Source organism: Thalassospira sp. ABD4_177, from assembly GCF_056160125.1.
Genome location: NZ_JBSWWO010000001.1, coordinates 659,214 through 686,105 on the forward strand (window position 1 = coordinate 659,214; position 26,892 = coordinate 686,105).

Annotated in this window: 23 protein-coding genes; 14 read left to right on the forward strand and 9 right to left on the reverse strand. The window is 56.9% G+C overall.

Annotated features, from left to right (window positions below; all coding sequences use genetic code 11):
• The first annotated feature begins 45 nt into the window (after window positions 1-45).
• From ACXAF0_RS03080 to ACXAF0_RS03100, 5 genes are read left to right on the forward strand one after another with little or no spacing between them, the layout of a single operon-like run.
• Window positions 46-1,023: an ABC transporter permease gene (locus tag ACXAF0_RS03080; protein WP_475343602.1), complete on the forward strand. Its 978-nt coding sequence runs from the start codon at window positions 46-48 to the stop codon at window positions 1,021-1,023.
• Window position 1,024: 1 nt separating this feature from the next.
• Window positions 1,025-1,858: an ABC transporter permease gene (locus ACXAF0_RS03085; RefSeq protein WP_475343605.1), complete on the forward strand. Its 834-nt coding sequence runs from the start codon at window positions 1,025-1,027 to the stop codon at window positions 1,856-1,858.
• The gene (locus ACXAF0_RS03090; protein WP_475343606.1) at window positions 1,855-3,474 is read left to right on the forward strand and encodes an ABC transporter ATP-binding protein; all 1,620 of its coding nucleotides are present in this window, start codon (window positions 1,855-1,857) and stop codon (window positions 3,472-3,474) included. Before ACXAF0_RS03085 ends, ACXAF0_RS03090 begins: the two co-directional genes overlap by 4 nt.
• On the forward strand, window positions 3,471-4,376 hold the full coding sequence (locus ACXAF0_RS03095) for a 2-hydroxyacid dehydrogenase (protein WP_475343609.1): 906 nt from the start codon (window positions 3,471-3,473) through the stop codon (window positions 4,374-4,376). The genes ACXAF0_RS03090 and ACXAF0_RS03095 overlap by 4 nt, the downstream gene beginning before the upstream one ends.
• Before the next feature lie 21 nt (window positions 4,377-4,397).
• Window positions 4,398-5,789 (forward strand): amidase family protein, encoded by a 1,392-nt coding sequence (locus ACXAF0_RS03100; protein ID WP_475343610.1) that lies wholly within the window; start codon window positions 4,398-4,400, stop codon window positions 5,787-5,789.
• A gap of 88 nt (window positions 5,790-5,877) precedes the next feature.
• Here ACXAF0_RS03100 and ACXAF0_RS03105 read toward each other — a convergent pair whose 3' ends face one another.
• The 3 genes from ACXAF0_RS03105 to uxuA are packed head-to-tail and all read right to left on the reverse strand — an operon-like array spanning window position 5,878 to window position 9,464.
• A complete protein-coding gene (locus ACXAF0_RS03105; protein ID WP_475343613.1) occupies window positions 5,878-6,792 on the reverse strand; it encodes a sugar kinase in 915 nt (304 codons plus the stop codon).
• Complete coding sequence (locus ACXAF0_RS03110; protein ID WP_475343617.1) at window positions 6,789-8,243, reverse strand: mannitol dehydrogenase family protein; 1,455 nt, start codon at window positions 8,241-8,243, stop codon at window positions 6,789-6,791. The genes ACXAF0_RS03105 and ACXAF0_RS03110 overlap by 4 nt, the downstream gene beginning before the upstream one ends.
• Before the next feature lie 3 nt (window positions 8,244-8,246).
• Complete coding sequence (uxuA, locus tag ACXAF0_RS03115; protein ID WP_475343620.1) at window positions 8,247-9,464, reverse strand: mannonate dehydratase; 1,218 nt, start codon at window positions 9,462-9,464, stop codon at window positions 8,247-8,249.
• 127 nt (window positions 9,465-9,591) lie between these two features.
• Between uxuA and ACXAF0_RS03120 the strand changes: the two genes are divergently transcribed.
• The 5 genes from ACXAF0_RS03120 to ACXAF0_RS03140 are packed head-to-tail and all read left to right on the forward strand — an operon-like array spanning window position 9,592 to window position 14,192.
• Complete coding sequence (locus ACXAF0_RS03120) at window positions 9,592-10,305, forward strand: GntR family transcriptional regulator (protein ID WP_475343621.1); 714 nt, start codon at window positions 9,592-9,594, stop codon at window positions 10,303-10,305.
• 25 nt (window positions 10,306-10,330) lie between these two features.
• On the forward strand, window positions 10,331-11,308 hold the full coding sequence (locus ACXAF0_RS03125) for a TRAP transporter substrate-binding protein (RefSeq protein ID WP_475343622.1): 978 nt from the start codon (window positions 10,331-10,333) through the stop codon (window positions 11,306-11,308).
• 56 nt (window positions 11,309-11,364) lie between these two features.
• Window positions 11,365-11,874: a TRAP transporter small permease gene (locus tag ACXAF0_RS03130; protein ID WP_475343624.1), complete on the forward strand. Its 510-nt coding sequence runs from the start codon at window positions 11,365-11,367 to the stop codon at window positions 11,872-11,874.
• Window positions 11,871-13,145 (forward strand): TRAP transporter large permease, encoded by a 1,275-nt coding sequence (locus tag ACXAF0_RS03135; RefSeq protein ID WP_475343626.1) that lies wholly within the window; start codon window positions 11,871-11,873, stop codon window positions 13,143-13,145. The genes ACXAF0_RS03130 and ACXAF0_RS03135 overlap by 4 nt, the downstream gene beginning before the upstream one ends.
• 3 nt (window positions 13,146-13,148) lie before the next feature.
• Complete coding sequence (locus ACXAF0_RS03140; protein ID WP_475343628.1) at window positions 13,149-14,192, forward strand: L-idonate 5-dehydrogenase; 1,044 nt, start codon at window positions 13,149-13,151, stop codon at window positions 14,190-14,192.
• Between the two features lie 60 nt (window positions 14,193-14,252).
• On the opposite strand, the gene ACXAF0_RS03145 is transcribed toward ACXAF0_RS03140, so the two are convergent.
• A complete protein-coding gene (locus ACXAF0_RS03145; RefSeq protein WP_475343631.1) occupies window positions 14,253-15,455 on the reverse strand; it encodes a M24 family metallopeptidase in 1,203 nt (400 codons plus the stop codon).
• A gap of 394 nt (window positions 15,456-15,849) precedes the next feature.
• On the opposite strand from ACXAF0_RS03145, the gene ACXAF0_RS03150 reads away from it, so the two are divergent.
• Together ACXAF0_RS03150 and ACXAF0_RS03155 are read left to right on the forward strand one after the other, a co-directional pair.
• Window positions 15,850-17,778: a transglycosylase domain-containing protein gene (locus ACXAF0_RS03150; protein ID WP_475343634.1), complete on the forward strand. Its 1,929-nt coding sequence runs from the start codon at window positions 15,850-15,852 to the stop codon at window positions 17,776-17,778.
• Between the two features lie 172 nt (window positions 17,779-17,950).
• Complete coding sequence (locus ACXAF0_RS03155; RefSeq protein ID WP_475343636.1) at window positions 17,951-19,966, forward strand: transglycosylase domain-containing protein; 2,016 nt, start codon at window positions 17,951-17,953, stop codon at window positions 19,964-19,966.
• A 90-nt stretch (window positions 19,967-20,056) separates the two neighbouring features.
• On the opposite strand, the gene ACXAF0_RS03160 is transcribed toward ACXAF0_RS03155, so the two are convergent.
• On the reverse strand, window positions 20,057-20,521 hold the full coding sequence (locus ACXAF0_RS03160; protein WP_475343637.1) for an Lrp/AsnC family transcriptional regulator: 465 nt from the start codon (window positions 20,519-20,521) through the stop codon (window positions 20,057-20,059).
• Window positions 20,522-20,553: 32 nt separating this feature from the next.
• On the opposite strand from ACXAF0_RS03160, the gene ACXAF0_RS03165 reads away from it, so the two are divergent.
• Both ACXAF0_RS03165 and ACXAF0_RS03170 read left to right on the forward strand, forming a co-directional pair.
• Window positions 20,554-21,579, forward strand: a complete 1,026-nt coding sequence (locus ACXAF0_RS03165) for an EamA family transporter (protein WP_475343639.1) — start codon at window positions 20,554-20,556, stop codon at window positions 21,577-21,579.
• A 198-nt stretch (window positions 21,580-21,777) separates the two neighbouring features.
• Window positions 21,778-22,170 carry a hypothetical protein gene (locus ACXAF0_RS03170; protein ID WP_475343642.1) on the forward strand — a complete coding sequence of 131 codons (393 nt, stop codon included), beginning with the start codon at window positions 21,778-21,780 and terminating at the stop codon, window positions 22,168-22,170.
• A gap of 266 nt (window positions 22,171-22,436) precedes the next feature.
• On the opposite strand, the gene argE is transcribed toward ACXAF0_RS03170, so the two are convergent.
• The 4 genes from argE to ACXAF0_RS03190 are packed head-to-tail and all read right to left on the reverse strand — an operon-like array spanning window position 22,437 to window position 26,719.
• A complete protein-coding gene (gene argE, locus ACXAF0_RS03175) occupies window positions 22,437-23,615 on the reverse strand; it encodes an acetylornithine deacetylase (protein ID WP_475343645.1) in 1,179 nt (392 codons plus the stop codon).
• Between the two features lie 13 nt (window positions 23,616-23,628).
• The gene (locus tag ACXAF0_RS03180) at window positions 23,629-25,131 is read right to left on the reverse strand and encodes a tripartite tricarboxylate transporter permease (RefSeq protein WP_475343648.1); all 1,503 of its coding nucleotides are present in this window, start codon (window positions 25,129-25,131) and stop codon (window positions 23,629-23,631) included.
• Between the two features lie 18 nt (window positions 25,132-25,149).
• The gene (locus ACXAF0_RS03185; RefSeq protein ID WP_475343652.1) at window positions 25,150-25,677 is read right to left on the reverse strand and encodes a tripartite tricarboxylate transporter TctB family protein; all 528 of its coding nucleotides are present in this window, start codon (window positions 25,675-25,677) and stop codon (window positions 25,150-25,152) included.
• A gap of 52 nt (window positions 25,678-25,729) precedes the next feature.
• Entirely contained in the window at window positions 25,730-26,719 is a 990-nt protein-coding gene (locus ACXAF0_RS03190; RefSeq protein WP_475343653.1) for a Bug family tripartite tricarboxylate transporter substrate binding protein, read from the reverse strand.
• Window positions 26,720-26,892: the final 173 nt, after the last annotated feature.

The window sequence follows — 26,892 nt, forward strand, 5'->3', positions numbered from 1 at the left end:
CCCGCTGATCGCGGGGCTTTCAAATATGGGATTCCACGGGGCCATATGACCATTTTCGCTGTGATCGTATCGCGGCTCTCCAAGGCTATTCTGACCTTGTTGGCCATTGCGATTCTGAACTTTTTCCTCATCCATGCCGCACCCGGTGATCCGGCTGTCGTGCTTGCGGGTGAAGCCGGTGCCGCCGACGAGCAGATGATCGAACAGCTGCGCGAACGCTTCGGGCTCGACCAGCCGATGTATGTCCAGCTTGGCAAATATGTCGCTGGCATCGTGCAACTTGATCTTGGCTATTCCTTCCGCCAGGGCGCGCCTGTCGTTGACCTGATTGCCGATCGACTGCCCGCTACCTTGTTGCTGACGCTGACCGCCTTTGTTGTGTCGCTGGTCTTTGGCATCGCTTTTGGCGTGGCTGCTGCGGCCCGCGTTGGCAAGCCATCCGATAGTGTCCTGACCACACTGGCGCTTTTATTCTATGCGACACCACTTTACTGGCTGGCCCTTATGGCTGTTCTGGTGTTCTCTGTTTGGTTTGGATGGTTGCCGGGCTTTGGCTATGAAACCGTCGGCGCCAACTACACCGGTTTTGAACGCGCACTCGATATTGCACAGCACCTGATTTTGCCGGCACTCACGCTGGGTCTGTTCTTCACAGCCGTTTACATGCGTATGGCGCGTGCCTCCATGCTCGAAGTTTCGCAACTTGATTTCGTCAAAACCGCCAAGGCCAAGGGCCTGTCGGACGCGGTCATTCGCCGTCGTCACATCCTGCGTAATGCCATTTTGCCGGTGGTGACACTGGCGGGCTTGCAGGCCGGTCAGCTGGTCGGCGGGGCCGTTCTGACGGAAACCGTTTTTGCCTGGCCGGGCATTGGGCGGCTGATGTTCGAAAGCTTGGCTGCACGTGACTACAACACGATTTTGGGCGTGTTCCTCGTCTCTGCCGCCATGGTGATCCTGTTCAACATTGTGACCGACATTGTCTATCGCATTGTCGATCCCCGTATCGGAGCCCGTAGCTGACATGTGGAAACGTTTCAGAAGCAATATGGGCGCCATGGTCGGCGTGGTCATGCTGATTGCCGTGATCGTCATCGCCCTGATCGCCCCCTTACTCTTCCCCGATGGGCCGTGGCAAATGGTCCAGCGCCCGTTCCTCGCCCCGTTTGCCGTTGATGGTTTGCCCTTGGGCACCGACACGCTGGGCCGTAATGTTGCCGCCCAGCTGGCTTATGGCGCGCAGGTCTCCCTTCTGGTTGGGCTGGTTTCAACCCTTGTGGCACTGCTGATCGGTGTGCCGCTCGGGGCCTTGGCCGGGTTCTATGGGGGGCATGTCGATGAAGGTGCGATGCGCTTCACCGAGTTTTTCCAGACCATCCCGAACTTCGCGCTGGCCATCGTGCTGGTGGCGATTTTCGAACCGACCCTGTTCTCCATCACGCTGGCCATCGCAATCGTCAGCTGGCCACCGGTCGCCCGCCTTGTCAGGGCAGAGGTGATGTCAGTCCGCACCCGCGAATTCGTTGATGCCGCGCGGCTTGCCGGTTTGTCCAAGCCGCGCATTCTGATCCGTCAGGTGCTGCCCAATACGGTCTCCCCGATCATTGTGATGGCATCCCTGATGGTCGCAACCGCGATCCTGCTCGAAAGCTCGCTTTCGTTCCTGGGGCTTGGTGATCCCAATGCCATGTCGTGGGGCTACATGATTGGGGCGGCCCGGACGGTCATTCGGACCAGCTGGTGGCTCAGCTTCTTCCCGGGCATTGCCATCGTCATCACTGTTCTTGCACTCAACCTGATTGGTGAGGGGCTCAATGATGCCTTCAATCCGCATCTGTCGCGAAAGGGCAAAGCATGAGTGAGACACTGACAGTTGAACGGCTGACCATTGGTCTGCCCGAAGGGGCCGATCGTCCCTTCGCGGTCGAAAATGTCAGCCTGACCATCAACAAGGGTGAAATCCTCTGTGTGGTGGGCGAGTCCGGCTCGGGCAAGTCGATGACGGCCAATGCTCTGATGGGGCTTTTGCCCCAAGGCGTTGACGTCAAATCCGGCCGCGCTCTGTTTGAATCACGTGACGTTCTGCGTCTGTCCGAGGCTGACAAACAGGCCCTGCGTGGCGCACAGATCGCCATGATCTTCCAGGAACCGATGACGGCCCTGAACCCGCTGATGCGCATTGGCGATCAGATTTCCGAGGTTTTTGCCGCCCATGGTCTGTATACTCAGGCCGAACGGCGCAAACGCGCACTCGACCTCGTGCGTGAGGTCGGCCTGCCCGACCCGGAAAAAATCATCCGCGCCTATCCGTTCCAGCTTTCCGGCGGGCAACGTCAACGCGCAATGATCGCCATGGCCTTGGCGTTGGAGCCGAAACTCCTGATCGCCGATGAGCCGACAACCGCCCTTGATGTCACGACACAGGCCCAGATCCTCAAGCTGATTTTGGATCTGCGCAAACGCCGTGGCATGGCGGTGATGTTCATCACCCATGACTTTGGCGTGGTCGCCGAAATCGCCGATCAGGTCATCGTCATGCGCGAAGGCAAGGTTGTCGAACGTGGCGATGCAAGTTCTGTTCTTGATAATCCGCAGCACGAATACACCAAACGCCTGCTCGATGCGATTCCGACCGGAAAATTACCAGAAGCACGCGAACTGAGCGAGACACCTGCGCTTGAAATCAAAAATCTGCGCAAAACCTTCCGGACGGGTGGTGGGCTGTTCAAGCCTGTGCGCGAAGTCCATGCGGTGGATGACGTGTCGCTTACCGTTGCTCGTGGCGAGGTGCTTGGTCTGGTCGGTGAGTCCGGCTCGGGCAAGTCGACTTTGGGCCGAACGGCGGTGCGTCTGGTGACGCCTGATGGCGGCCATGTCATGGTTGGCGGTGTTGATCTGGCGGCATTGTCTGAAGAAGAACTCCGCAAGCAGCGCAACAAGGTCCAGATGGTGTTTCAGGATCCTTATGCCTCGCTCAATCCGCGTCAGCGGATCATGGGCGCACTCACCGATGGGCCGATCAATCGTGGCGTGCCGAAAGAAGACGCACAGGCCAAAGCCCGCGAACTGCTCGAAATCGTCGGGCTTGGGGCGGATGCCGCCATGCGCTATCCGCACGAATTTTCCGGCGGGCAGCGTCAGCGTATCGGCATTGCCCGTGCGCTTGCCATGGAACCGGAACTGATCATCGCCGATGAGGCCGTCTCGGCCCTTGATGTGTCGATTCAGGCACAGGTCCTTGATCTGTTGCGCGACCTGCGTGAAAAGCTGTCGCTTTCCATCCTGTTTATTACCCATGACCTTCGCGTCGCAGCCCAACTCTGTGACCGGATTGCGGTGATGCAAAAGGGCCGCTTGGTTGAAATCGGCCGGGTCGAGGACATCTTCCTGAACCCGCAGCAGGAATACACCCGTCAGCTTCTCGCCGCTGTGCCGGGGGCGGACTGGGCCCAACCGGAAGAAGCCATGGCATGATTGGCGTTCTTTCCTGTAGCAGGCTCGATTTGCGGGGCATTTATGGCCCGCATTTCGAGGCCTTGGCGCCCGAGCTTGACCTCCGCCTGCCTGATGAAATCGACCGGCCCGAAGATGTCAGCTTCATGGTCACTTTCATCCCGGCCGATGATGCCTTTGTCGCCTATCCCAATCTCAAGGCAGTCTATTCCATCGGGGCCGGGGTCGATGCGATCATGGCGTGCCCGTCGCGGCCACCGAACTTGCCGGTTCATCGGGTCGAAGACCCCGATCAGGCGCGTCAGATGGCAGGCTTCGCCGCCTTCCATGTGCTTTGGCATCATCGCAATATGGGCAATTACCTCGCCAATCAGAAAGTCGCCCATTGGGAACGCCACCTGACGGGTCTTTCCCCCCAGTCCCGCCGGATCGGGGTTGCCGGGTTTGGCCATATGGGCCGGGCGGTGGCCAAGGGGCTGGTTGCGCTTGGCTATCCAGTGGCAAGCTATTCCCGCTCCATGCCGCACCCGTCCATGGATGGGGTGACCCATTACACCGCCGGTTCGTTTGATGATTTCCTTGCCCAAAGCGATATCCTGATCAATGTCCTGCCCCTGACCGAACAGACCCACGGATTGTTTGGTTCGGAAACACTGGCAAAATTGCCCAAGGGGGCGGCCCTGATCCATCTGGGTCGCGGCGGGCAGGTTGATGAGGCCGCCCTGATCGATGCCCTTGATCGTGGCCATCTGTCGGGCGCGTCGCTGGACGTTTTCGATCCCGAACCCCTGCCGCCCGAACATCCGGTCTGGTCCCATCCCAAGGTTTTCGTCACCCCGCATGTCGCCAGCATCTGCGCACCGCAAACGACGGTGTTGTCCATCCGCCGCACCCAACTCCAACTCGTGCCCCTATCGGCTTAACCAGCAAAGGTAGCGCCCCACATGAGTATTGATCCGAATTCCCTTTCCGCCCGTGAATTGGCCCGTCGCATCAAAGCGGGCGAGCTCAGCGCGACCTCGGTCATTCGTGCAACACTTGATCGTGTGGCGCGCATCAATCCGGGCATCAATGCCATCGTGCAGGATTGCGCGGCAGAGGCGATGAAAGATGCCGAACATCTTGATGCCCGCATTGCCGCGGGCGATCCGGTCGGCCCGCTGGCCGGGGTTCCGGTCACGATCAAGGTGATCTCCGATCAGGCAGGCTATGCCACCACCAACGGTACGATGCTGGCCGCTGATCTGATCGCAACCCAGGACAGCCCGTTTTTGCGCAACATGCGCGACAAGGGCGCGATTGTCATCGGGCGCACCAACACGCCGGCCTTTTCGTACCGCTGGTTTACCTCCAATAAAATGCACGGCACGACCCTTAATCCCCATAACCCGGCCCTCACCCCGGGCGGGTCATCGGGCGGGGCCGGGGCTGCGACCTCGGCCGGTCTTGGCCATATTGGCCACGGCACCGATATCGCCGGTTCCGTGCGTTATCCGGCCTATGCCTGCGGTATTCAGGGATTGCGCCCGACCCATGGCCGCATTCCGATGTTCAACCAGACCGGTGGTGATCGCCCGATTGGTGCACAATTGATGGCGGTATCCGGCCCGCTTGCCCGCAGTGTCGATGATCTCCGGCTTGGGCTTGAAGGCATGGCGGGCTACGCCCCCGAAGACGCCTGGAGTGTGTCGATGCCGCTCCGCGGTCCGGACTTTGCCAAGCGGGTTGCGCTGGTCACCCATCCGGGCGGCATCAATACCGATCCCCGCATCGTGGCTGATCTTGAACGTGCAGCTGAAATTTTCCGTTCGGCGGGCTGGACCGTCGATACCCCCGACATTCCGGAAATTCGCGAAGCCGTGCAGCTGCAAATCGACCTCTGGCTGTCTGACGATCACGCGACAAAACTCGATGCCGCGCGCAAGGAAGATGACCCGGGCGCAATTGCCCTGCTCGAACATTATGCCGACCGAGCAGCAAACATTGATGCAGCCGCCTTCAGCCAGCTCTTCCTGCGCCGCTCCGCACTTATTCGCGCCTGGCGGGCGTTTTTGGAAAACTATCCGGTGGTGCTGATGCCGGTCTCGGCCGAGCTGCCCTTCCGCAAGGACGAAGACCTCGAAGGCTCGGAAACCATCGCCCGTCTCTGGGAATCCCAACTCCCGCAAATCGCCATCCCGCTGCTCGGCCTGCCAGCGATCTCGATCTGCTCCGGCGTTGAAAACACCATCCCGTCCGGCGTCCAGCTCGTCAGCGCGCCCTGGCGCGAGGACATCTGCCTGACGGCTGGCGAAGTCCTCGAACAAGGCTTCGGCCTGCCGCAAGTGACATTGTGACGCAAGCAGAACCCGCTTTATGAACGGGCGGTCACATTGGTGTTTCAGATACGCAGGCTGACATCATCGACCTCGCCGACAAGTGCAGTCATTCGGGATCTCGGTGTGTGTCAATCAACGCCCCGTGGACCTGGATGACCTTTGCCGAAAGTGTCTGACCAGCCCGGATGGCATCGGCAATCTCCGCGCCGTCCAGTCGTGCGGCAAGAAAGGCCGCATTAAACGAGTCTCCGGCACCGGTTGCATCTACAACATCATTCACCGTCGGTGTCTCGATGCTTTGCGGGGTGTCACCGTTTGAGAACCAGCATGCGTCCTTGCCGTTCTTGACCACCACCTCAGCCACGCCAAGATCGCGATAGCGCATGACGGTTTCTTTCGCTGAACCGTCCCCGAACAAACTGGCCTCGTCATCAAAACTGGGCAGGACAATGTCTGATATTGCCGCGACTTCGGTAATCACCTTTGCACAAACCTCCGGGCTTTCCCACAAAGCCGGGCGGATGTTGGGATCAAATGCAATCTGGCTGTGTTGCGAAAGATCTCCAAGCAGATCGATCATCGCGGCACGTCTATCTTGGCCAAGAATGGCAAGCGTAATGCCCGACAGGTAAATGACATCGGCATCACGCACATTGCGGGCAAGTAACGCAATATCATCTGCCATTTGTCGCGCCGCCGAATTTTCACGCCAATAGGTGAAAACGCGATCACCGTCTTCCTGATCAATCAGATACAGACCCGGCCGTTTGCCAGACAGACGCTGAATGGCGCTGACATCAATTCCGGCTTCGGCAATGAATTTTACAATCCGGTCGGAATAGCGATCATCGCCGAGAGCCGTGACATATCTGATATGCCAGTCGTCTGCCGTTGTCGCATGCCGGAAGTGCCACGCGGTATTTAACGTATCGCCGGCAATACCCATTTTCCACCGGCCATCCGCACCGCCAGCCATTTCGATCATGCATTCCCCGCAGGAAACAAACCGTTTTGTCGTCATGATGCGAACTCTTGCGCGATGGCGCGATCAGCACCTTCCGAAAGCAGTAATGACAGGCGGGTGACTACTGCGTCACGCCAAAGCGTACTTTCCTGGAGTTCTTCGGGCATCCAGCCTTGCATATGTGCCAGCCGGTCATAAATGGCTGACGCCTCCTGATTATCGCCAAGGGCAGCAACAATGTCTTCTGCGCGCGGATCGTTAAGGGTTTGCGCGGCCCCGCTGGCATCCGCCTCGTTAATCCGTGTGCGCATGACGGCAAGCCATGCGGCAAAGCACAGCGCAAAAGTACCAAGCTGTTCAGGCGTACCAAGCATCTGCAAAGCGGGGGCAAAAATTCGCTGCGGCAGTTTTTCGGTGCCGTCCATTGCAATCTGGCGGGTTTCATGCGCGATTTCAGGGTTGCGGAAACGCGCCACCAGTTCCGCCCCGTAGTCGGCAAAATCAATACCCGGCAAGGGCGGCATGGTCGCCGCGGCATTTTCCATATGCCGCGCAACCAGTTTGGCAAACATGTCGTTTGACATCGCATCGCGGACATATTGATAGCCGCCCATCTGCCCGACATAGGCAATCAGCGAATGACTGCCATTAAGCATCCGAAGCTTCATCAATTCATAGGGTTCGACATCCTTTACAAGGATGGCACCGGCCTGTTCCCACGCTGGGCGGCCTTCGGGAAAATCATCCTCGATCACCCATTGCGAAAACGGTTCGGTTTCGATTGCCGCCGGATCGTCATGGCCTGTCAGGCGCTTGGCGTCGGCAAATGTTTGTGCTGTTGCGGCGGGTGTGATCCGATCGACCATGGTCGAAGGGAAGGACACGTGTTCAAGAATCCATTGACCAAGGTCCGGATCAATCTGCTGGGCAAAATCAATCACACCGGCGCGTAACAGATGACCATTGGCCGGAAGATTGTCGCACGAAACAATGGTGAAGGGATGCAGACTGGCATCCTTGCGGCGTTTGAGCCCGGCAACCAGAATGCCGACCAACCCCGATGGAGCAGCAGGATTTTCAAGATCATGTTTGATGGCAGCGTGATCACGCTGAACCTTTCCCGATACGCGATCAATGCCATAGGCCTTTTCGGTGACCGTAATGGTGACAATCCGGATCGCCGGATTGGCAAGGGCGGCAATCACCGGTGCCACATCGCGCGCAGCGGCAATGGCATGCGTCATGCTGGTAATCTTGCGCGCCTTTGGCCCATCGGGATGGCGTTCGATGACGCTAAAGCCACAATCTTGCGCATTGAGCGCATCGACGATGTCTGTGCTGCGCAGGCTAACACCAATAATATGCCAGTCACCGCCCTGCTGTGCCATTGCATCATGGGTATAAACCGCCTGATGGGCGCGGTGGAAAGCACCAATGCCGATATGCACAATACCGGCCCCTTCGATTGGCAAGCCCTTCCCGGGCTCGGATGCGTCGGAATGTGTCATTGCCTACTCCGCAAGTTGGTCAAGTCGGGCTGCAAGGGCGGTCATTACGCCGCGCAGCTCGGCAAGGCCCTTCAGGCGGCCAATTGCCGGATAGCCCGGCTGTCCCTGGCGGTTAAGATCATCAAGAATGTCCTGGCCGTGATCGGGGCGCATCGGAATTTCCCAGTCGCCTCGACCGGCAGCTTTGCGCCGTGCTTCCTCGCGCAGGATCTGTTCGATCAGGGCGACCATGTCGGTATCGCCGCCCAGATGTTCGGCCTCGTGGAAGCTGCACGGCAGGCCAGCACTTTCGCGTGTGGTATTGCGCAGGTGAATAAAGTGTACGCGTTCACCCCAACGTTTCATCATACCCGGCAGGTCATTTTCCGGATGTACTCCCAGGGACCCCGAGCACAATGTGATACCATTCTCGGGAGTGTCGACGGCCTGCATGACAAAGGCATAATCGGCCTCGGTCGACATGATGCGCGGCAGCCCCAAAAGCGCGAAAGGCGGATCATCCGGGTGACAGCACATGCGAATGCCAACTTCACGCGCGACTGGCACAACCTCTTCAAGGAAGGAAACCAGATTGGCGCGAAGCATATCGGCATCAATCTCGGCATAGGTCGCAAGAAGTTCACGCAAATCATCAAGTGACAGGTTCTCGACCGAACCGGGCAGTCCGAACGCAACGGTGCGTTCAAGTTCCGCACGACGGTCTTCAGGCATTTCAGCAAAACGGGTTTTGGCATCCGCAACAATGGCAGCCGGATAATCATCTTGGGCACCGGCACGGCGCAGGATGAACAGATCAAACGCGACAAAGTCGGTCAGATCAAAGCGCATGCAGGTCGCACCGTTTGCCAGACGCCAGTTCAGATGGGTGCGCGTCCAGTCAAGAACCGGCATGAAGTTGTAACAAACAATGCGAATGCCCGATTTCGCAAGATGGCGCAGGCTTTCCTTATAGGCCTCGATATGGTCGCGCCATGGGCCGACCTGACGTTTGATCGATTCTGAAACCGGAAGACTCTCGACCACGTCCCAGGTCAGGCCGGATGCGCTGCCGTCTTTCATGGTCGCAATCTCGGTATGGCGCTTGGCAATTTCGTCGGGGGTCCAGACCGCGCCGCTGGGGATGTGATGAAGGGCGGAAACCACGCCATGTGCACCGGCCTGACAAATATCGTCAATGCTCACGAGGTCATGGGGGCCGAACCATCTCCAGGTTTGTTTCATGTGCTTCTCTCTGTATTGGCGTGAAGTCTGCAATAGCGACTATAACTGCTCTTGATAATATCGCGCCATAATTATGTTGACTAGTATGGTAGTATGCAATAAGACTCGAAAAGGCAAGGAGATATTGATGGGCGATCCCGCACATAACGATTGGGAAATCACGCACGATCAGGCTGTCGGCACTCAGATCCATCGCATCATTCGCGAACGGATCGTGTGCACCGACTTGCTTCCGGGCGTGCGATTGTCCGAAGCTGAACTTGCAAAACATTTCAATGTCAGCCGTCAGCCCGTCCGCGAGGCGTTTATCAAGCTTGCCGACGAAGGCTTGCTAGAAATCCGCCCGCAACGCGGCACCTATGTCAGAAAAATTTCTGTCGCGGCTGTTCTTGATGCCCGGTTCGTCCGCGAAGCAATCGAAGCCGACATTGCCGGCTTTGTCGCAAAAGAACCGGATGCTGCTTTTCTTGCCCGTCTCGAACAATTGATCACCGAGCAACGCAAAGCCATGAAAGGCGATGCACGGGCTTTCCTGAAACTTGATCATGATTTCCATCGCTGCCTCGCCGAAGTCGCGGGCAAAACCTATGCCTGGAAAATTGTCGAGGATGTCCGCGCCCAGCTCGATCGCGTGCGGTATCTCAGTTACTTCCAGTTTCCGATGGAAGAAATCATTGATCAGCACGTCGGAATTGTTTCGGCAATCACATCACGTGATCCCGAACAAGCCAGCGCAGCCATGCGTGAACATACTCGTGAAATCCTGCATACGCTGCCTGATATTGCGCGCTCCAGAACGGAGCTATTTGACGACGCAGACAAGATTGCGCCGTCACCCTAAGGCATCACCAAATAGGGAGGAAAAGATGCTTACAATACAATCAACCAAGAAACTGATACTCGCCGGCGCCGCCGCCATCCTGATGAGCAACTCTGCAATCGCAGCAGAGATGACGATCAAGCTTGGCCATCTGGCAAATGAACAGAACGCCTGGCACAAGGCCGCCGTTAAATTCGGCGAGGAACTGGCAACCCTCACCGATGGCCGTATTGAAGTTCAAGTCTTCCCGAATGAAACCCTTGGCAAGGAAATTGATCTGATCAACGGCATGCAGCTTGGTGCCGTCGATATGACAATTACCGGCGAAAGCCTTCAGAACTGGGCACCAAAGGCAGCCCTTCTTGCTGTGCCCTATGCCTATAAAACGCTTGAAGACATGGACGCCGTTGCCAGCGGTGAAATCGGCGATCAAATTGAACAGCAGATCATCGAAAAAGCCCGTATCCGTCCGGTTGCCTATTTTGCCCGCGGTCCGCGTAACCTGACCTCCAACCGCGAAATCAAATCACCCGACGACCTGAACGGTCTGAAACTGCGTGTTCCAAACGTGCCGCTGTTTGTTGATGTCTGGAAGTCGCTCGGTGCGCAGCCAACCCCGATGGCATTTTCCGAAGTCTTTACCTCTCTGCAGGCAGGCACGATCGACGCACAGGAAAACCCGTTGGCTCTGATTGACTCGGCAAGTTTCGATGAAGTTCAGGACTTCGTGAACAAGACCGAACATGTTCGCTCGTGGATTTATCTGACCATCTCGGAAATCACTTGGGGCAAACTGTCTGATGCTGACAAGGATGCCGTTATGGAAGCCGCAAGTCGCGCACAGGCCTATGAGCGTGATCTGTTCACCGCTGACGAGGAACGCCTGACCAAAGAACTTCAGTCTAAGGGCATGACCTTTGTTGAAGTCGACAAGGATGCCTTTGCCTCCAAGGCCAAAGAGGCTGTTTTGGCAAACGTTTCTGATGAAATCCGTCCGATTGTCGAAGATCTTTTCGCCAACTGAGTTCTGCCGGTTCGGCCGTGTGATTGCGGCCGAACCTTTTCCGACGGGGAAGTAACGTGCTTTCAGCCAGATTATACGCGTTGATCATAGCATTGTGTCGGGTTGGAACGGGGGCCGCTTTCGGCGTTCTGATCTGCACAGTCCTGATACAGGTTTTTTCGCGGACCTTTTTGCCCAGTTCTCCGGTCTGGACAGAAGAACTCACCCGTCACGCGCTGCTGTTTATGGCAGCGTTTGGTGTTGGACTGTCCTTTCGCAATGGTGAACTGGTCAATGTCGAAATCATCTGTGACCTTCTGCCTCTGCCGGTTCAGCGTGCATTGATGTTTATTTCTGCGGCTCTTACGGCCGGTTTCTGTCTGTTATTGCTGTCTCCGGCATGGATGTTTGTTTCCATCGGTGTGCTTCAGACCTCACCGGCACTTGGCGTCCGGATGGATTTCATCCATGCGACTGTTTTCATTTTACTTGCCGTTCTCTGCCTTTTTGCGGTTCTGCGCATCATCCGTATTATTGCCGGCGTCTCTGACGGAAAAGCCGAAGATACGAAAAAGGACGTCCCATGAGCCTCGCAATCCTATTTGGCGTTTTCGTTCTCGGCCTTGTCATCGGCCTTCCGGTTGCGGTGACACTCGGGCTTTCCTCCTTGTGCTACCTCCTGATTGAAGGCATCCCGCTTGTCGTCATTCCGCAAAAACTGTTTGCCGGGATGGATGTCTTTGTCCTGCTGTGTATTCCGGGCTTTATCCTTGCCGGAAATCTGATGAATGGCGGGGGCATCACGCCGCGCATTGTGCGTTTTGCCAATGCCTTGGTTGGCTGGATGCGTGGTGGACTTGGCCTGACAAACGTGACGGGCTCCATGCTGTTTGGCGGCATTTCCGGAACCGCGGTTGCTGATGCGGCCTCCATTGGCGGCATGATGATCCCGGGTATGGTGCGTGCAGGTTACACCCCGGCCTTTTCAGCCGCGGTAACAGCAGCATCATCGACTGTCGGCCCGATCATTCCGCCAAGCATGCCGATGATCATTGTCGGCGCGCTTTCGGGGATTTCGGTTGGTAAGATGTTCATCGCCGGTGCCATTCCGGGCATTCTGATGGGGCTTGCCATGATGGTGACCTGTTACATTATCGCGGTAAGGCGCAATTTCCCCCATCAGCCATGGCAGGGGCTCGGCGAACTGGGCCGCTCCTTTACCGGTGCCTTCTGGGCGCTTGCGATGACCGGACTGATTATAGGTGGTCTGCTCAGCGGCATTGCCACCCCGACTGAAACTGCCGTCATTGCCAGCGTCTATGCCTTTGTTGTCGGCTGTTTCGTCTATCGCGAACTGCCCCTGCGCAAGGTGCCGAAAATCATCATCGACAGTGCGGTGACGGCTGCGGCCATTCTGGCTCTTGTCGGGCTGGCAAATGTGTTTGGCTGGATTCTGGTGTCCGAACGTATCCCGCAGATGATTTCAGATACGGTACTGTCGATTACCGACAATAAATATGCCGTGATCCTTCTGATCAATCTGGTGTTGCTCATTGTCGGCATGTTTATGGAAACCATTGCCGCGCTGATCATTCTGTTTGTACCGCTTCTGACCCTTGCGACCAATGTCGGCGTCGATCCGATTCATTTCGCTGTCTTTGCTGTTCTGAACCTGATGATCGGTCTGACGACGCCGCCTGTCGGTATTTGCATGTTCATCTGCGCGAATATCGCAAAGGCACCCGTCACAACCGTGATCAGGGCACTGGCACCGTTTTTGGTGACCAATATCCTGATCCTGCTGCTTGTTTCCTATATTCCGGCGCTGTCAACCTGGCTGCCGTCCCTGATGGAGTAAATCATGCAAACTCGTGTGTGCCGTTTGTATGGCCAAGATGATCTGCGGATCGAAAGCGAAGCAACCACCGATCCGGTTGGTGATGAAGTACTCATTCGTGTCGGAGCGGGCGGTGTCTGTGGCTCGGACATGCATTACTATTTCGAAGGCGGGATCGGTCAGATCCGCGTGCGCGAACCGATCATCCTCGGTCACGAGGCGGCTGGAACAATCGTTGCCCTTGGCCCGGATGCCACCGGCTTTTCGGTTGGTCAAAAGGTCGCGATCAATCCGAGCCACCCGTGTGGCACCTGCAAATATTGCCAGCAGGACCTGCAACAGCATTGCTTGAACATGAAGTTCTTCGGCTCGGCGATGCCGATGCCCCATATTCAGGGCGCGTTCCGTGATCTGGTCAATGTGCGTCAGGGGCAATGCTATCCGATTGCCGATAGCACGGATATTGGCCGTGCTGCCTGTGCAGAACCGCTTGCAGTGTGCCTGCATGCGGTTGCACGTGCCGGTGATCTAAGCGGCAAGAAAGTTCTGATCACCGGGGCTGGCCCGATCGGAAGCCTGTGTGCTGCCGCGGCAAAACGCGCCGGGGCGTCTGAAATCGTCGTCACCGATCTACAGGACTTTGCCCTTGGTGTAGCACGTCAAATGGGTGCAACCCGCACCATCAATATTGCAAAATCTGCTGATGAACTGGCCGCATACGAACGTGACAAGGGGCATTTCGATGTCTGTCTGGAATGTTCGGCAGCCCCGCCTGCACTTCGCACTGCCATCAGCACGCTGCGCCCGCAAGGTATTCTCGTTCAGGTCGGCGTTGCCGGTGAAATGCCTGTGCCGTTTAACCCGCTGGTTGCCAAGGAAATCACCGTAACTGGGACGTTCCGCTTTCATGAGGAGTTTGGCGAGGCTGTGCAGATGATTGATCATGGTGAAATTGATGTTTCGCCAGTCATCACCCAGACCTATCCGCTCGAAATTGCCAAAGAGGCGTTTGACGTTGCCCGCGACCGCAGCAAATCGGTCAAGGTTCAGCTATCCTTTGCCGACTGATCCGCTTCTTTGATTTGGCGAAAACGGGCCCGATGCAGGGCCCGTTTTCTTTTGCCGGTGTTACCCAACCACGTTGAAATCCGGTCCATAGGGATAGCCGGTGATGTTTTCATTGCCGTCTTCGGTGATCACCAGAATATCGTGTTCGCGGTATCCCCCGGCGCCCGGCTTGCCTTCGGCGATGGTCAGCATCGGTTCCATGCTGATGACCATGCCCGGTTCGAGCACGGTGTCGATATCTTCGCGCAACTCAAGCCCCGCTTCACGCCCATAGTAATGCGACAGCACGCCAAAGCTGTGGCCGTAGCCGAACGTGCGATATTGCAGCAAATCGCGTTCGGCAAAGAAGGCATTGATCTTTTCCGTGACCTCCGCACAGGACGCACCGGGTTTCAGCAGGCTCATGCCATATTCATGGGCGGCGACATTGGCGCTCCAGATCTTGAGGCTGGCGTCATCAACTTCGCCAACGAAAAGGGTACGTTCTAGGGCTGTATAGTACCCCGAAATCATCGGGAAGGTGTTGAGTGACAGGATATCACCGCGCTCAAGCTTCCTTGCGGTGACCGGGTTATGCGCCCCGTCGGTATTGATGCCCGACTGGAACCAGACCCAGGTATCGCGATATTCCGCATCCGGAAAGCGCTTGGCGATTTCAAGTTCCATCGCATCGCGTCCGGCCATGGCAACGTCAATTTCGCGCACACCTTCCTTGATCGCATCCTTGATGGCATAGCCGCCCACATCGGCGACCTGCGCCCCATGACGGATCAGCGCAATTTCGGCCGGGGACTTGTGCATGCGCTGGCGCATGGTGGCCGGCGCAATGTCCTGGCTGCTGGCGGGGTTAAGGAATTCATCCAAAAGCGCCTTTTGCGCCAGGCTGATATGATCGCCTTCATAGCCGATCACCTTGCCAGACCCCGTCACCGACAGAATGGCGCGCCAGTAATTGTTTCGCGCCCAGTCGGTATAGGTGATGTTGTCGCCATGGCAGCGCCGCCACGGCTGGGCCGCATCAATGCCGGCACTGATCGTGACACTTTCAGATGGGGTCACGACAAGCGCATAAGGCCGGCCAAAGGCGCAATAAAGGAAGCCGGAATAATAGGCGATGTTATGCATGGATGTGAAAACGCAGGCCTCAACACCGGTGTCATTCATGATCTTGCGCAAGCCCGCCAGACGGGCGTCATATTCCGCCGCCTCAAACGGCAGCACGCGATCACCTTGGTGGAAACGGTAAAATTCTGGGCGATCCATAAGCGCGTTCCTTCTTTTACGCGTTGCGCATGAAAAGGGACAAAGACCTCCCCCTGTCATGACAACGACAAAGCAAGATCCCGGCGTTCAGGATATGTGTGGTGATGGTTGGGCGCGTGGTTGACATCATCCTCACGCTGGCGACGCCATCGCCTGCCCGTGCAAAAACTATTGAGGGTGAAGCCGCAAATAGGCAAGCAAATTTTTCGAAGCCCATAGCATAGATCACAGCACCACCCTGCGCGCTCGGCTATGGTCCCGATACCCTGATAGGGTCAAACGACCCTTGCGTGGGCCTCACCATACAAACGTATGCTTAACAGTGATTTCTTAACAGCTTGGCGCTTTACTGTCAGAGAGCGACTTGAAACGCGGGCAAAAACGGACACGCGGCGTGGCAGAAGAAAACGAAAACGGCGAAGACGAAAACAGCGCAGGCGCAAGAACAGCTGCGAAGGCGGCGATGAAACGCATCGCCGAAAAGGAACTGCGTGAGGCACGCAAATGGCAACGCCGCAAGCGCATGATCCTGTTCGGGGTGAGCTTTTCGCTGATCTTTCTGACCATCTTTGGCATCATTTATTCGATCAATTCCAACCTTGATCTCAGCCGCAATATGGTCCGAAGCCCCGAAATCCGCATTCTGGGCTATGACGGCGCGCTGCTTGAAACCATCAAGGGCCGCTATAGCCAGGATGTGTCGCTGACCACCTTGCCCGAGCGGGTGCAAAACGTTTTTGTCGCCGCTGCCGATCCGGAATTCTTTGATCATTTCGGCGTTTCCGGGGCGGATTTCGCCCGCATTTTCTCGACCAGCGACATGCCCGGATCGACCATCACCATGGAGGTCGCGCGCAGCTTCTTCAAACGCAAGGATAGCGGCCCCGGCCGCCACATGCAGGAATTCCTCGTCGCCTTGTGGCTGGACTGGAGCTTCAGCAAAAAGACCATTTTGCGAAGCTATCTTGAACGCAGCTATGTCGGGCGCGGCATTTTCGGTATTTCGGCGGCATCGCGCCTTTGGTATGGCGGCCCGGCCGAGCGCATGAGCCTGCATCAGGCCGCCGTTCTGGCCGCTGCCATCAGCGATCCGGAAACCTTCAATCCGCTGTTTTACCCGCGCGAAACCGCCGAAGAAGCCAACAAGATCCTGGGGCGTCTCGCCCAGTATAACTTCATCGAGGCCAACCGTGTTTCGGCCCTGACATTGCTCGAACCCAAACTCGATGTCCAGTACGAGGAAAACGTCCTGTCGGGCTATGTCGTTGATATGGTGCTCGAAGAAGTTGCCGATCTTGTCGGCTATAGCAGCCGCGACATTGATGTCCTCACCAGCATAGACTGGACGATTCAGAACCTTGCCCAGCAAATCGTGCCCGAGGTGGCTAAACTGCGCATCGAACCGCGCGGGGCCGAACAGACCGGGCTTCTGTCCATCAGTCCCGAGGGACGCATTCGTGCCCTGATTGGCGGGGCGGAATATTCACCGTTTCAGCGCAACCGTGTGACCGACGTCCGACGTTCTGCCGGGCGGATGATCAAGGTCGCGACCTATTACTATGCGCTCAATGAAAACAGCGATCCGGCGCAATGGGTGCGTGATAACCGCATGGCAGTCGGCGGCTGGCGCCCCATCAACCCCGATCACGACTATCAGGGGATGATTTCACTGCGCGACGCGTTCGTGCGTGATGTCAACACGGTGCCCACCAATCTGGCCGACCATTACGGTCTTTTGAATGTGCGGCAATATGCCCACAATATCGGCATCAAAAGCCCGCTTTCGACCGATATCCGCACAGTCGTCGGGCTGAATCCGGTGACGATTGCCGATGTCACAGCCATTCACGCCCTGCCGCAAAATTCCGGCAAACCGGCCCAGATGACGCTGATCAACCGGGTGTCCTATACCGGATCGGATGGCAGCCCGCCGGTCTATCAGCGCGTTGAAAAGGTTCAGGAAAAACGCCTGACCGACGAAGCCATCCAGGGATCCTACGTTCTGTTTGCCAGTGTCACCGATCCGCAGGTCCGCCTTGATCGTCCCTTTGCCGGCTATGGCACGGTGGCCGGTGGGCGGTCTGATGCATGGTATGTCGGGTTCTCGTCCGATCTGATCACCACCGTCTGGGCAGGCAATGATGATCGTTCGGGAATGGATGTGCGCGGCGAGGTAGAACTTGCGTCTTTGTGGCGGTTATTTATGCTGGAAGCGCATGATGGTTTGCCCATCCGTTCCATGGTCCGCGCATCTTCGGAACGCCGTCGCGCCAATGACGGTGTCAAGGATCTCTGGAAGCTGGGCGCCGCGGAAAATAACTGATAAAACCGTCGCATAACGGGGAGACGGGGGACTCCCTCCTCGGTTGGGACATAAAAACTGAAATACGCCGGAAAATGCGGCGCGATCGCCTGTCGGACGCAAGTTGGGGTTGCGTTGGTATGACAGGCAGGTTTGCGTGCGCGAAACCCGGACCAGACCGATAGGTACGTTTGTGGCGCAAAGAGAATTCAAAAGACAAAAAAGTGTCCGTAAGGGATCAAAGGGATCGAAGGGTTCCAAAAAGACCAAAAAACGGGTCAGCAGCTCGGGCAAGAAAGGCGGCAGTCTTTTTGCCCGCCTCGGCGATATGATCCCGGGCCCCGAAGCGATTGCAAAATTCATCGTTCTGGGCTTTATCTGGGTCATGGTGCTTGGCGGTGGCGTCATCGCCTATTACGGCTATGGCCTGACCGACAAGGTCAGCTTTAATGTCGCCAGCGAACGCAAACCGTCCGTCCGCGTGATCAGCATCGATGGCCAGAACCTCGCCGCCTATGGCGATCGTTATGGCAACCCGGTCGAGGTCCGCGACCTCCCGGAATATGTCGCCCAGGCCTTCGTTTCCATCGAAGACCGCCGTTTTTATGACCATTTCGGCATTGATATCGTCGGCATCATGCGGGCTGCCTGGGCCAACGTTACTGCCGGACGCATTGCCGAAGGCGGCAGCACCATCACCCAGCAGCTGGCCAAGAACCTGTTTCTGTCACCCGAACGGTCCTTTGGCCGTAAAATCGAAGAAGTCCTGATGGCCTTCTGGCTGGAATTCAAATTCGATAAGCAACAGATCCTCTCGCTCTATCTCAACCGGATTTATTTCGGATCGGGTGTCTATGGCATCGATGCCGCCGCGCGTCATTATTTCGGCACCGACCCGCGGCGCTTGAACCTTTACGAAGCCGCCGTTCTGGCCGGCCTGCCCAAGGCACCAAGTCGCTATAACCCGATGGTCGATCCAAAACTATCGGCCGATCGTGCCAATGTTGTTCTCGCCGCGATGGCATCAACCGGGGCGCTGACCAAGGCACGGGCCGAACGCGCCAAACAGACCCGTGTCCGCACTGCGCGCGCCGCACAGGCCGGGCCGGGTGTGCGCTATTTCGCCGACTGGGTGCTGGATCGCGTGCGCGATTATGTCGGTTATGTCGATCAGGATCTTCTGGTCCATACAACGCTGGATTCCCGTCTGCAGGAAATCGCCGAAGAAAACCTGCACCGTGCGCTCGCCAGTAACGGTGCGAAGACCCACCATGTCGGGCAGGCCGCCCTTCTGGCCATGACGCCCGACGGGGCGGTGCGCGCCATGGTTGGCGGACGGGATTACTATGAAAGCCAGTATAACCGCGTGACCCAGGCCCGCCGTCAGCCGGGCTCGGTCTTCAAGCTGTTTGTCTATCTTGCCGGGCTTGAAAACGGCTTTGGCTCGAACGACTGGATGCGCGACGGACCGATCGTCATTGACGGCTGGGAGCCGCGCAACTTTGATCGCAAACATCATGGCACCATGTCGATCCGCGATGCGGTGGCGACCTCGAACAACTCGATCGCAGTCCAACTCTCACTCGAAGTCGGCCTTGATAAGGTCATCCAGAAGGCCCGCGACATGGGCGTTTCATCGGAACTCAAACCCGAACCAAGTCTGGCACTCGGCACCAGCGAAGTCTCGATGCTCGAACTCACTGGCGCCTATGCGATTGTTGCCAATGGCGGCTTTGCGGTCTTCCCGCACGCGGTTAGCAAGATCACCGGCAAGGGCGGAGAGGTGCTTTATGAACGCTCTGACGATTTCCCGGTCCGTTTGATGAACCCGCTCCATGCCGGGGAAATGAACAACATGCTGGCATCGGTTGTCTCCAAGGGTACCGGGCGCAACGCCATCATCGACCGCCCGTCGGCGGGTAAAACCGGCACGACGTCGGATTACCGCGATGCCTGGTTCATCGGCTATAGCTCCGATCTGGTCGCAGGCATCTGGATGGGCAATGACGATGGCAGTCCGATGGATGAACAGGTCACCGGCGGCGGACTTCCGGCAGCGCTCTGGCGTGACTTCATGTTGCACGCCCACCAGAACATCCCGGTCCGATCCCTTGGCAAAGCAGCCCTCGCGCGGTCGAAAAAGATCGGCGAGGACGACAGCTGGCGCGACTTCACCGCCGGCTACAGTTCGGGCAATACCAAGCAGTAAGGCATCTTCGTATGTCTTTGGCGGAACATCAGGCGGTCTTCGGGCCGCCTGTTTTCGTTCTATCGATTGCTCAGCGCTGCCCCATCGTGCTCAAAGCTCCACCAACCGCTCTTCAACCGGTGACGACTGAACGATGGACGAGTTCGTCGCGCCAAATGGCACGATCCGGTCAATCACCGCCTCCATCTCGGCGACGTCACGGACATGGGCGCGCGCAACAAAGCAATCTTCACCAGAAACACGATCACAGGCGACGATCTGTGGGGTTTCCTGGATCGCCTTGATCATGTTCTTCATTTCACCCGGTAATGGCCGCGCGCGGATCAGAATGGTCAGGCCATAGCCAAGCCGGGCCGGATCAATGCGTGCGCCGTACCCCGTGATGATGCCAACATCCTCAAGACGCCGCACACGGTCCGCAACACTTGGGGCGGACAGACCAACGCGGCGCGACAACTCGGCACGCGGAATGCGGGAATCGGCGCAAAGCTCGCGCAGAATTGCGGCGTCGATGCGATCAAGACCGGTTTCTTCTGATCGAAGGTTATTGGTCATATTTTCCTTCTTTCATGCATGTAATATCGCCAATGGAATATCTGATCTCCATATTGCGATCCGATTATACCTCGTATTATAGGGGTATGACAAATCAAGCTCCCACAAAACCCGTCCTCACCCACGCCCCCGACGCCACCGGTGCCATGTCGCGCATGTCCGAGGCCGTTCCCCCACACGTTTGGTTCGGCGTGTCCGCCGTTTTCCATTATCTCGGACCAGCTTTCGCAGTCCTGCTTTTCCCGGTCGTGGGTGTGCTTGGCGTTGCCTGGTTCCGCATTGCTTCGGCAGCCCTGATCTTCGCACCGATCACGAAGCCCTGGCGCACCTTCAAGAACGCATCCCCCCGCGAGCGTGTTTTGTTTCTTGCCCTTGGCGGCTGCCTTGCCGTGATGAACAGCTCTTTCTATCTCGCACTCGACCGGCTCCCGATTTCGCTCGTCGCGGCCATTGAATTCGTCGGCACCATCGGGATCGCGCTGTGGGGGCTTCGCACCGGGCGCAACTATCTGGCGTTCGCCCTCGCCGTCGTCGGTGTGGCGCTTCTGATCGACGTGCCATCGCTCATGGCGGCCGGCGGCCCTGCACTGATGTCCGATCTTCTCGGCCTGTTCTGGGCGGTGCTGAACGGAGCACTTTTCGTTCTCTACATCATCCTCGGTCACAAGATTTCCGAAGGCGGTGCGTCCGGTGGTGTAGAACGATTGGGGGCGGCCATGACAGCGGCCTTCATCTTCGTAATGCCAATCGGCTTCCTGCAAGCGCTCGAAGCCTTCGGCGCACCTTTGCTGGTGATGGCGGGGATTGGTGTGGGGATCTGCTCGTCGGTCATCCCCTATGTCTGCGATCAACTCGCGATGGCCCGTCTGCCGCGCGCCAGCTTCGCCTTCCTGCTCGCCCTCCTGCCGGCATCCGCCACGATCATCGGTGCAATTGTCCTGCGCCAAATTCCAAGCGCTGTCGATGTCTTGGGCGTGGTCCTTGTCATGACAGGCGTCGCCGTTCACAAACCGGCACCAATGCCCATCCCGGCAGAGCCGCAAGATAACTGTGTTTGAGTGACGCCCCCCCGTTGCTGTCGCCGCCTTCACATCCTCCGACATTCCAATAGTTTGCTCATTATGGCGAGATTCTTCCAAGTCAAATAAATTTAAGATTGTGTTTTAGAGTTGAAGTGAACAATCTAAAGGCGAAGAATAGAGCAGCTAGGAATGCAACAATGTAATTTTAGACGATCTGTTTGAGGAGTTTTAATTATGGCAAAAAATAAAGATACAGAGTCTGAACTGGTACCTCTTAATACCTTTGTAAAAGAAGCATTACTGGAATCACTTCGGGCAATTAAAAGTGCTCAGGAAGATGAAGAAATAGGCGGGCTGGTTTCGCCAGCAATCACCGGCAATGTAAAAATCGATCCTGCTTACGGTGTGGCACATCACGGCGGAAAGATGTTTACAACCATGGCATTTGATCTTGCTGTGACTGCAGAGAATCAAGTGAAGGGAAAAGTCGAAGGGAGCGCTGGTGGCAGCTTGCTATCGGTAGTTTCGCTTAAGATGGGGGTATCGGCCGAGGGTTCAAAGAAAAATGAGGCGGTAAACCGGATGCAGTTTGCAGTACATCTAGAGCTACCGCAAAAAAAAGACTGAAGCAGGTTTTCGGAAAAAGGGACAGATTTACTTTTCTTCTGTTTTTCTGAACTTGTGAGTGGGAGTGGTTATTTTAACTACAGACAAAAAAAGACCGGCATCGAAAATCGAGCCGGTCTTGAGTTTGGCTTGCTGTGACCACATCGGGGGAGGATGTGGTCGGGAGTTTCTCACCTGTCGGAACCCTCGGGACGCAGCATCGGTAAGGGAGACGGGCTGCAGGGTTCCGACTGACGGTGCGGGTGGCGCTTCGTCATGGTGAGATATCAGGCCGCAATGGCCTGATCGGTGAGCGCGTCAAGGAATTCAAGGCATTCCTCGATCTGCGAAATTTCAATGAACTCGTTGGGCTTGTGGGCCTGACGGATGCTGCCCGGGCCGCAAATGATCGACGGGATGTTGCCCTGCTTTTCAAACACGCCGCCTTCCGATCCGTAGGATACCTTGCCGGAAATCTCCGGGATGACATTGCGCACATACTCAAAACCTTCGGCATCAGTGCAATCGCCCATCCCCGGATAGGAAAAGATCTTCTCAAAGCTAAACCCGGTCTCGTCCGCCTTGGCCTTCATTTCCCCGTCAAGGGTGTCCATGATGGTGGCCTGCAGATCGGCAATCACCGCTTCGGCGTCATGGTCGGGCAGATGGCGGATTTCAAAGGTGAATTCGCAATATTCCGGGGTGACGTTGGTCGCCGTCCCGCCACTGATCGTCGTGGTCAGCATCGTGCTGTGCGGCACGGTGAAATCTTCGTCAAACGGGCCGTTTGTCTCAAACTCACGGGCTTTCTCGGCAATCAGATTGATCGCACGTGACGCATATTCGATGGCATTGACGTGGTTGGGCGCAAAGGAACTGTGTCCGGCCGTACCCGTGACACCGACCCGCATGGAATATTTGCCCTTCTGGCCGTTAATCACCTTCATGTCGGTCGGCTCGCCAATCACCGCCAGACGCGGCGGGGTCTCCATCGCGGCCAGATGGTCCACCATCGATCCGACACCGATGCAGCCGACTTCCTCGTCATAGGACAGGCAAAGATGGAACGGGATTTCAAGATCACGCTTGACCAGTTCCGGGATCATCGCCAGCGCACAGGCCGAAAAGCCCTTCATGTCCGCCGCACCACGACCATAAAGCTTGCCGTCCCGCTCGGTCAGCTCGAATGCCGGGCTGACCCAGGTGGTTTCAAGCGCTGGCACCACATCGGTATGCCCCGAAAGCGCGATGCCCGGCACCCCTTTGGGACCAATGGTCGCCAGAAGGTTGGCCTTCTGCCCGGTTTCGTCATGGATCAGGGTCGACTCAATGCCGTATTCGGCCAGATAGTCGCGGACGAAATGGATCAGACCAAGATTGGAGTTTTTGCTGGTCGTGTCGAACGCCACCAGTTTGCCAAGCAGATCAATGGCATTGTGGAGACGCGACATGTTTGGCTTGGACATTGTTTTGCTCGATTTAATTTGCGGATGCCGCATCGGCATTGCGGTTGTCACGCCATTTCTTCCATTCGCGGCGAATGGTCAGAATGACGAACAGAACGGTCAGGGCAAAGAAGCCCCAGGAAATCCATGACTGGAAGAAGACGCCAAGATCCCCACGCGAAATCGCAAGCGAGCGGCGCATATTGTCTTCAAACATCGGGCCAAGGATAAAGGCGATCAGGAACGGGGCTGCCGGGATGTTGAGCAACATCATGACAAAGCCGACCACACCCATCACCAGAAGGACGGTGACATCAAACGGGCTCGCCCCGATCGAATAGATGCCATAGACGCACAGGATCAGAATGCACGGCAAAAGCAGCGTCTGAGGAATGCGCGAGATTTTGGTAAAGGCCCCCGCCGTCGCCTTGCCTGCGATAAACAGGAAGACCGAACTAAACAGGATGCCGATAAACAGCGCATAGACATCGCCCAGATTGTTCTGGAACAGAAGCGGTCCCGGCGTCAGGCCGTGGATCATGAACGCACCCAGCATCACACCGGTAATCACGTCGCCTGGCACACCAAGGGCCAGAAGCGGGATCATCGTCGCACCGCACGACCCGTTATTTGCAGACTCGGACGCAGCAATACCTTCAAGCTCACCTTCGCCGAACTTGTCGCCGTTTTTCGATGTCCGGCGCGCTTCGCTATAGGAAAAGAACGCAGCGGTCGACGGGCCAATGCCCGGGATTGCGCCCAGCATCACGCCAATGACCGATCCACGAAAGATCGATTTGATCGACCCGCGAAACTCCGACAGCGACAGGCGGTTGTCGCCCAGTTTAAGGGCAGCGGCGTTATCTTCCGGGCGGAACACGACCATCTTGATCAGTTCAGGCAGGGCAAACAGACCGATCAGAACCGGCACCATGCCAAGACCCGATTTCATGTCTTCAGACAGCGCAAAGCGGAACGAGCCATACATGTCTTCGCCAACCGTTGCCAAAAGCAGACCAAGACAGGCCGAAATGATCCCCAGAACCAGCGAACGACCGGAAATACTCGCCACAATGGTCAGCGAAAACGCCATCAGCATGAAGAATTCCGGCGGACCAACCCGCAGCGCAAAGGTCGCCAGCGGAATGGCCAGGAAGAACAGCGAAATGTTTGAAATAAAGTCGCCGATACAGCTTGAAACCAGCGCCATGTTCAGCGCCTTGCCACCCTTGCCCGCACGTGCCAGCGGATAGCCATCCAGCACCGTACAGGCGGCTGATGCCGTGCCGGGCGTCTTGATCAGAATGGCTGAAATCGACCCGCCATAGGTTGACCCCTTATAAAGCGCAACCAGAAGCAAAATACTGGTGACCGGCGGCAGATAGAACGTAAAGGGCAGGGCAAGCGTCACGGCCATGGTTCCGGTCATGCCCGGGATGGCACCAATGATCACACCGGCCCAGATCCCGGCAAACATCGCCAGAAAGTTGGGAAGGGTCGCGACCGCCTCAAAGGCATAAAGCAATTCATTCCACATAACGGATGGGGCTCTCGGTTAAAGTGTTACGAGGTCAGAAAGGCTGAAAGACAACAGCTTGCCTTCGGGGAAGGGCGTGTGTGTGACTTTGGTAAACAGCAGATAAAGCAAGACCGGGAAGATGATCGAAAGGCCGATCATCCAGAATTTGCGCTCGAAATTGCCGGTCATGATGAACAGCGCGCCCAGCATCAAAACCGTCGCCGGGACAAAGCCGATCAGCGGCATGCCATAGACAAAGGCGGCAAACAAAATCAGCACAGCGCCAAAACGCATCAGATGGGTCTTGTTGCCAAGGATGCGGCTGCCAAGACCCGCGACCTGATCGCGGCTGGCATCGCGCATTTTCGGAAAGGCAAGAACAAGCGCAAGAACGCCCATCACCAGCCCGATCACGGCGACCACGCGCGGCCACATGTCAGGCGGTGGGGCAAAGCCCGGGATGAAAGACGGAACCTTCACATAGATCGGGATCAGAACGAACAGGATGACGGCAAAGAACACCGTGGCCACCAGTCCGGCATAAAAATCGCGATTTTGGTTCATGGTTCCGTCTCGCATCAAAAGTCTGAATTAAAGGATATCAGAAAACGTCAGCTTACTGGATGTAGCCGAACTTCTTGGCCATGCCGTTATAGAGCTCGAACTGGCTCTTGACGAAGGCGGCCGGGTCCTGATCACCAATGATCGAGGTCGAGCCACGCTTGGCGGCAAGGTCAAGCCACTGCTCATCCGTTGCGACCTGACCAAGGATCTCGGTCCACTTGGCAACAACGTTTTCCGGAAGGCCTTTGGGGGCATACAAACCGCTCCAGCCGCCAACCTGACCGGCCTGGGCATAACCCAGTTCTTTGGCGGTCGGGACGTCGGGCAGGGCTGCCATACGCTTCGGCGAATAAACCATCAGCGGGCGCATTTTACCGGCTTCGATATGGGGCATCAGCGAACCGGCAGCAATGGCGAGGAAGTCAACATGACCGCCAAGAAGGGCAGCGGCCAAAGCAGAGCCGCCTTTATATGGCACGAGGGTGGAAGCGGTCAGCGGGTCCAGACCAACGTCAGACAGAAGTGCCTGAACGGTAAAGCCGTCAATCGCGGTGGGGCCGGATGCGGCATAGGTGGTGGCACCATTGCTGTCTTTGATTTTGGCAAGCAGCTCGTCGATGGTCTGGATGTCGGAATTGGCATTGACCGCCAGGATCATCGGGGTTGCTTCAAGCATACCAAGGAAGGTGTAGGCATCCCAGCCAACCGGGCTGTCGGTGTAAACGGCCGGATAAAGCGCCATGCCGACACGCGACAGAAGAAGGGTATACCCATCCGGGTCGGCTTCGGAAACGAAGCGCGCGCCATTCATGCCGCCATTACCGGTTTTGTTGACAACAACAACCGGCTGCCCGCCGGTATAGTTGCCTGCGGTCTCTGCCAGCGCACGGGCTGCCAAGTCAGATGCACCGCCGGCACCATACGGTGCGACCAGCGTAATGGCTTTTTCAGGATAGGCGTCAGCCTGGGCGGTCGAAATCATGGTTGTGGTCGCAAGGATGGCGGCAGCTATCCCGGCTGCTTTCTTGAGCTGTTGAAACATTTTCATGTCTCCCTGGATGGTGGTGGCAGGATTGCCGGAGCTCAGACGGGTTTTCACTCTGTCTTTTGTTTTTCTGCCTTCCTGCATAGACAAACCATAACCGGTGACGCAAAAAATTAATTCCAGTATAACTAAAATACATACTGAACGGTCGATTGCCGACAATATCCGGA

Coding starts and splice junctions, on each gene's coding strand:
- ACXAF0_RS03080 (WP_475343602.1), top strand. CDS start 46: ATGACCATTTTCGCTGTGATCGTATCGCGGCTCTCCAAGGCTATTCTG.
- ACXAF0_RS03085 (WP_475343605.1), top strand. CDS start 1,025: ATGTGGAAACGTTTCAGAAGCAATATGGGCGCCATGGTCGGCGTGGTC.
- ACXAF0_RS03090 (WP_475343606.1), top strand. CDS start 1,855: ATGAGTGAGACACTGACAGTTGAACGGCTGACCATTGGTCTGCCCGAA.
- ACXAF0_RS03095 (WP_475343609.1), top strand. CDS start 3,471: ATGATTGGCGTTCTTTCCTGTAGCAGGCTCGATTTGCGGGGCATTTAT.
- ACXAF0_RS03100 (WP_475343610.1), top strand. CDS start 4,398: ATGAGTATTGATCCGAATTCCCTTTCCGCCCGTGAATTGGCCCGTCGC.
- ACXAF0_RS03105 (WP_475343613.1), bottom strand. CDS start 6,792: ATGACGACAAAACGGTTTGTTTCCTGCGGGGAATGCATGATCGAAATG.
- ACXAF0_RS03110 (WP_475343617.1), bottom strand. CDS start 8,243: ATGACACATTCCGACGCATCCGAGCCCGGGAAGGGCTTGCCAATCGAA.
- uxuA (WP_475343620.1), bottom strand. CDS start 9,464: ATGAAACAAACCTGGAGATGGTTCGGCCCCCATGACCTCGTGAGCATT.
- ACXAF0_RS03120 (WP_475343621.1), top strand. CDS start 9,592: ATGGGCGATCCCGCACATAACGATTGGGAAATCACGCACGATCAGGCT.
- ACXAF0_RS03125 (WP_475343622.1), top strand. CDS start 10,331: ATGCTTACAATACAATCAACCAAGAAACTGATACTCGCCGGCGCCGCC.
- ACXAF0_RS03135 (WP_475343626.1), top strand. CDS start 11,871: ATGAGCCTCGCAATCCTATTTGGCGTTTTCGTTCTCGGCCTTGTCATC.
- ACXAF0_RS03140 (WP_475343628.1), top strand. CDS start 13,149: ATGCAAACTCGTGTGTGCCGTTTGTATGGCCAAGATGATCTGCGGATC.
- ACXAF0_RS03145 (WP_475343631.1), bottom strand. CDS start 15,455: ATGGATCGCCCAGAATTTTACCGTTTCCACCAAGGTGATCGCGTGCTG.
- ACXAF0_RS03160 (WP_475343637.1), bottom strand. CDS start 20,521: ATGACCAATAACCTTCGATCAGAAGAAACCGGTCTTGATCGCATCGAC.
- ACXAF0_RS03165 (WP_475343639.1), top strand. CDS start 20,554: ATGGAATATCTGATCTCCATATTGCGATCCGATTATACCTCGTATTAT.
- ACXAF0_RS03170 (WP_475343642.1), top strand. CDS start 21,778: ATGGCAAAAAATAAAGATACAGAGTCTGAACTGGTACCTCTTAATACC.
- argE (WP_475343645.1), bottom strand. CDS start 23,615: ATGTCCAAGCCAAACATGTCGCGTCTCCACAATGCCATTGATCTGCTT.
- ACXAF0_RS03180 (WP_475343648.1), bottom strand. CDS start 25,131: ATGTGGAATGAATTGCTTTATGCCTTTGAGGCGGTCGCGACCCTTCCC.
- ACXAF0_RS03185 (WP_475343652.1), bottom strand. CDS start 25,677: ATGAACCAAAATCGCGATTTTTATGCCGGACTGGTGGCCACGGTGTTC.
- ACXAF0_RS03190 (WP_475343653.1), bottom strand. CDS start 26,719: ATGTTTCAACAGCTCAAGAAAGCAGCCGGGATAGCTGCCGCCATCCTT.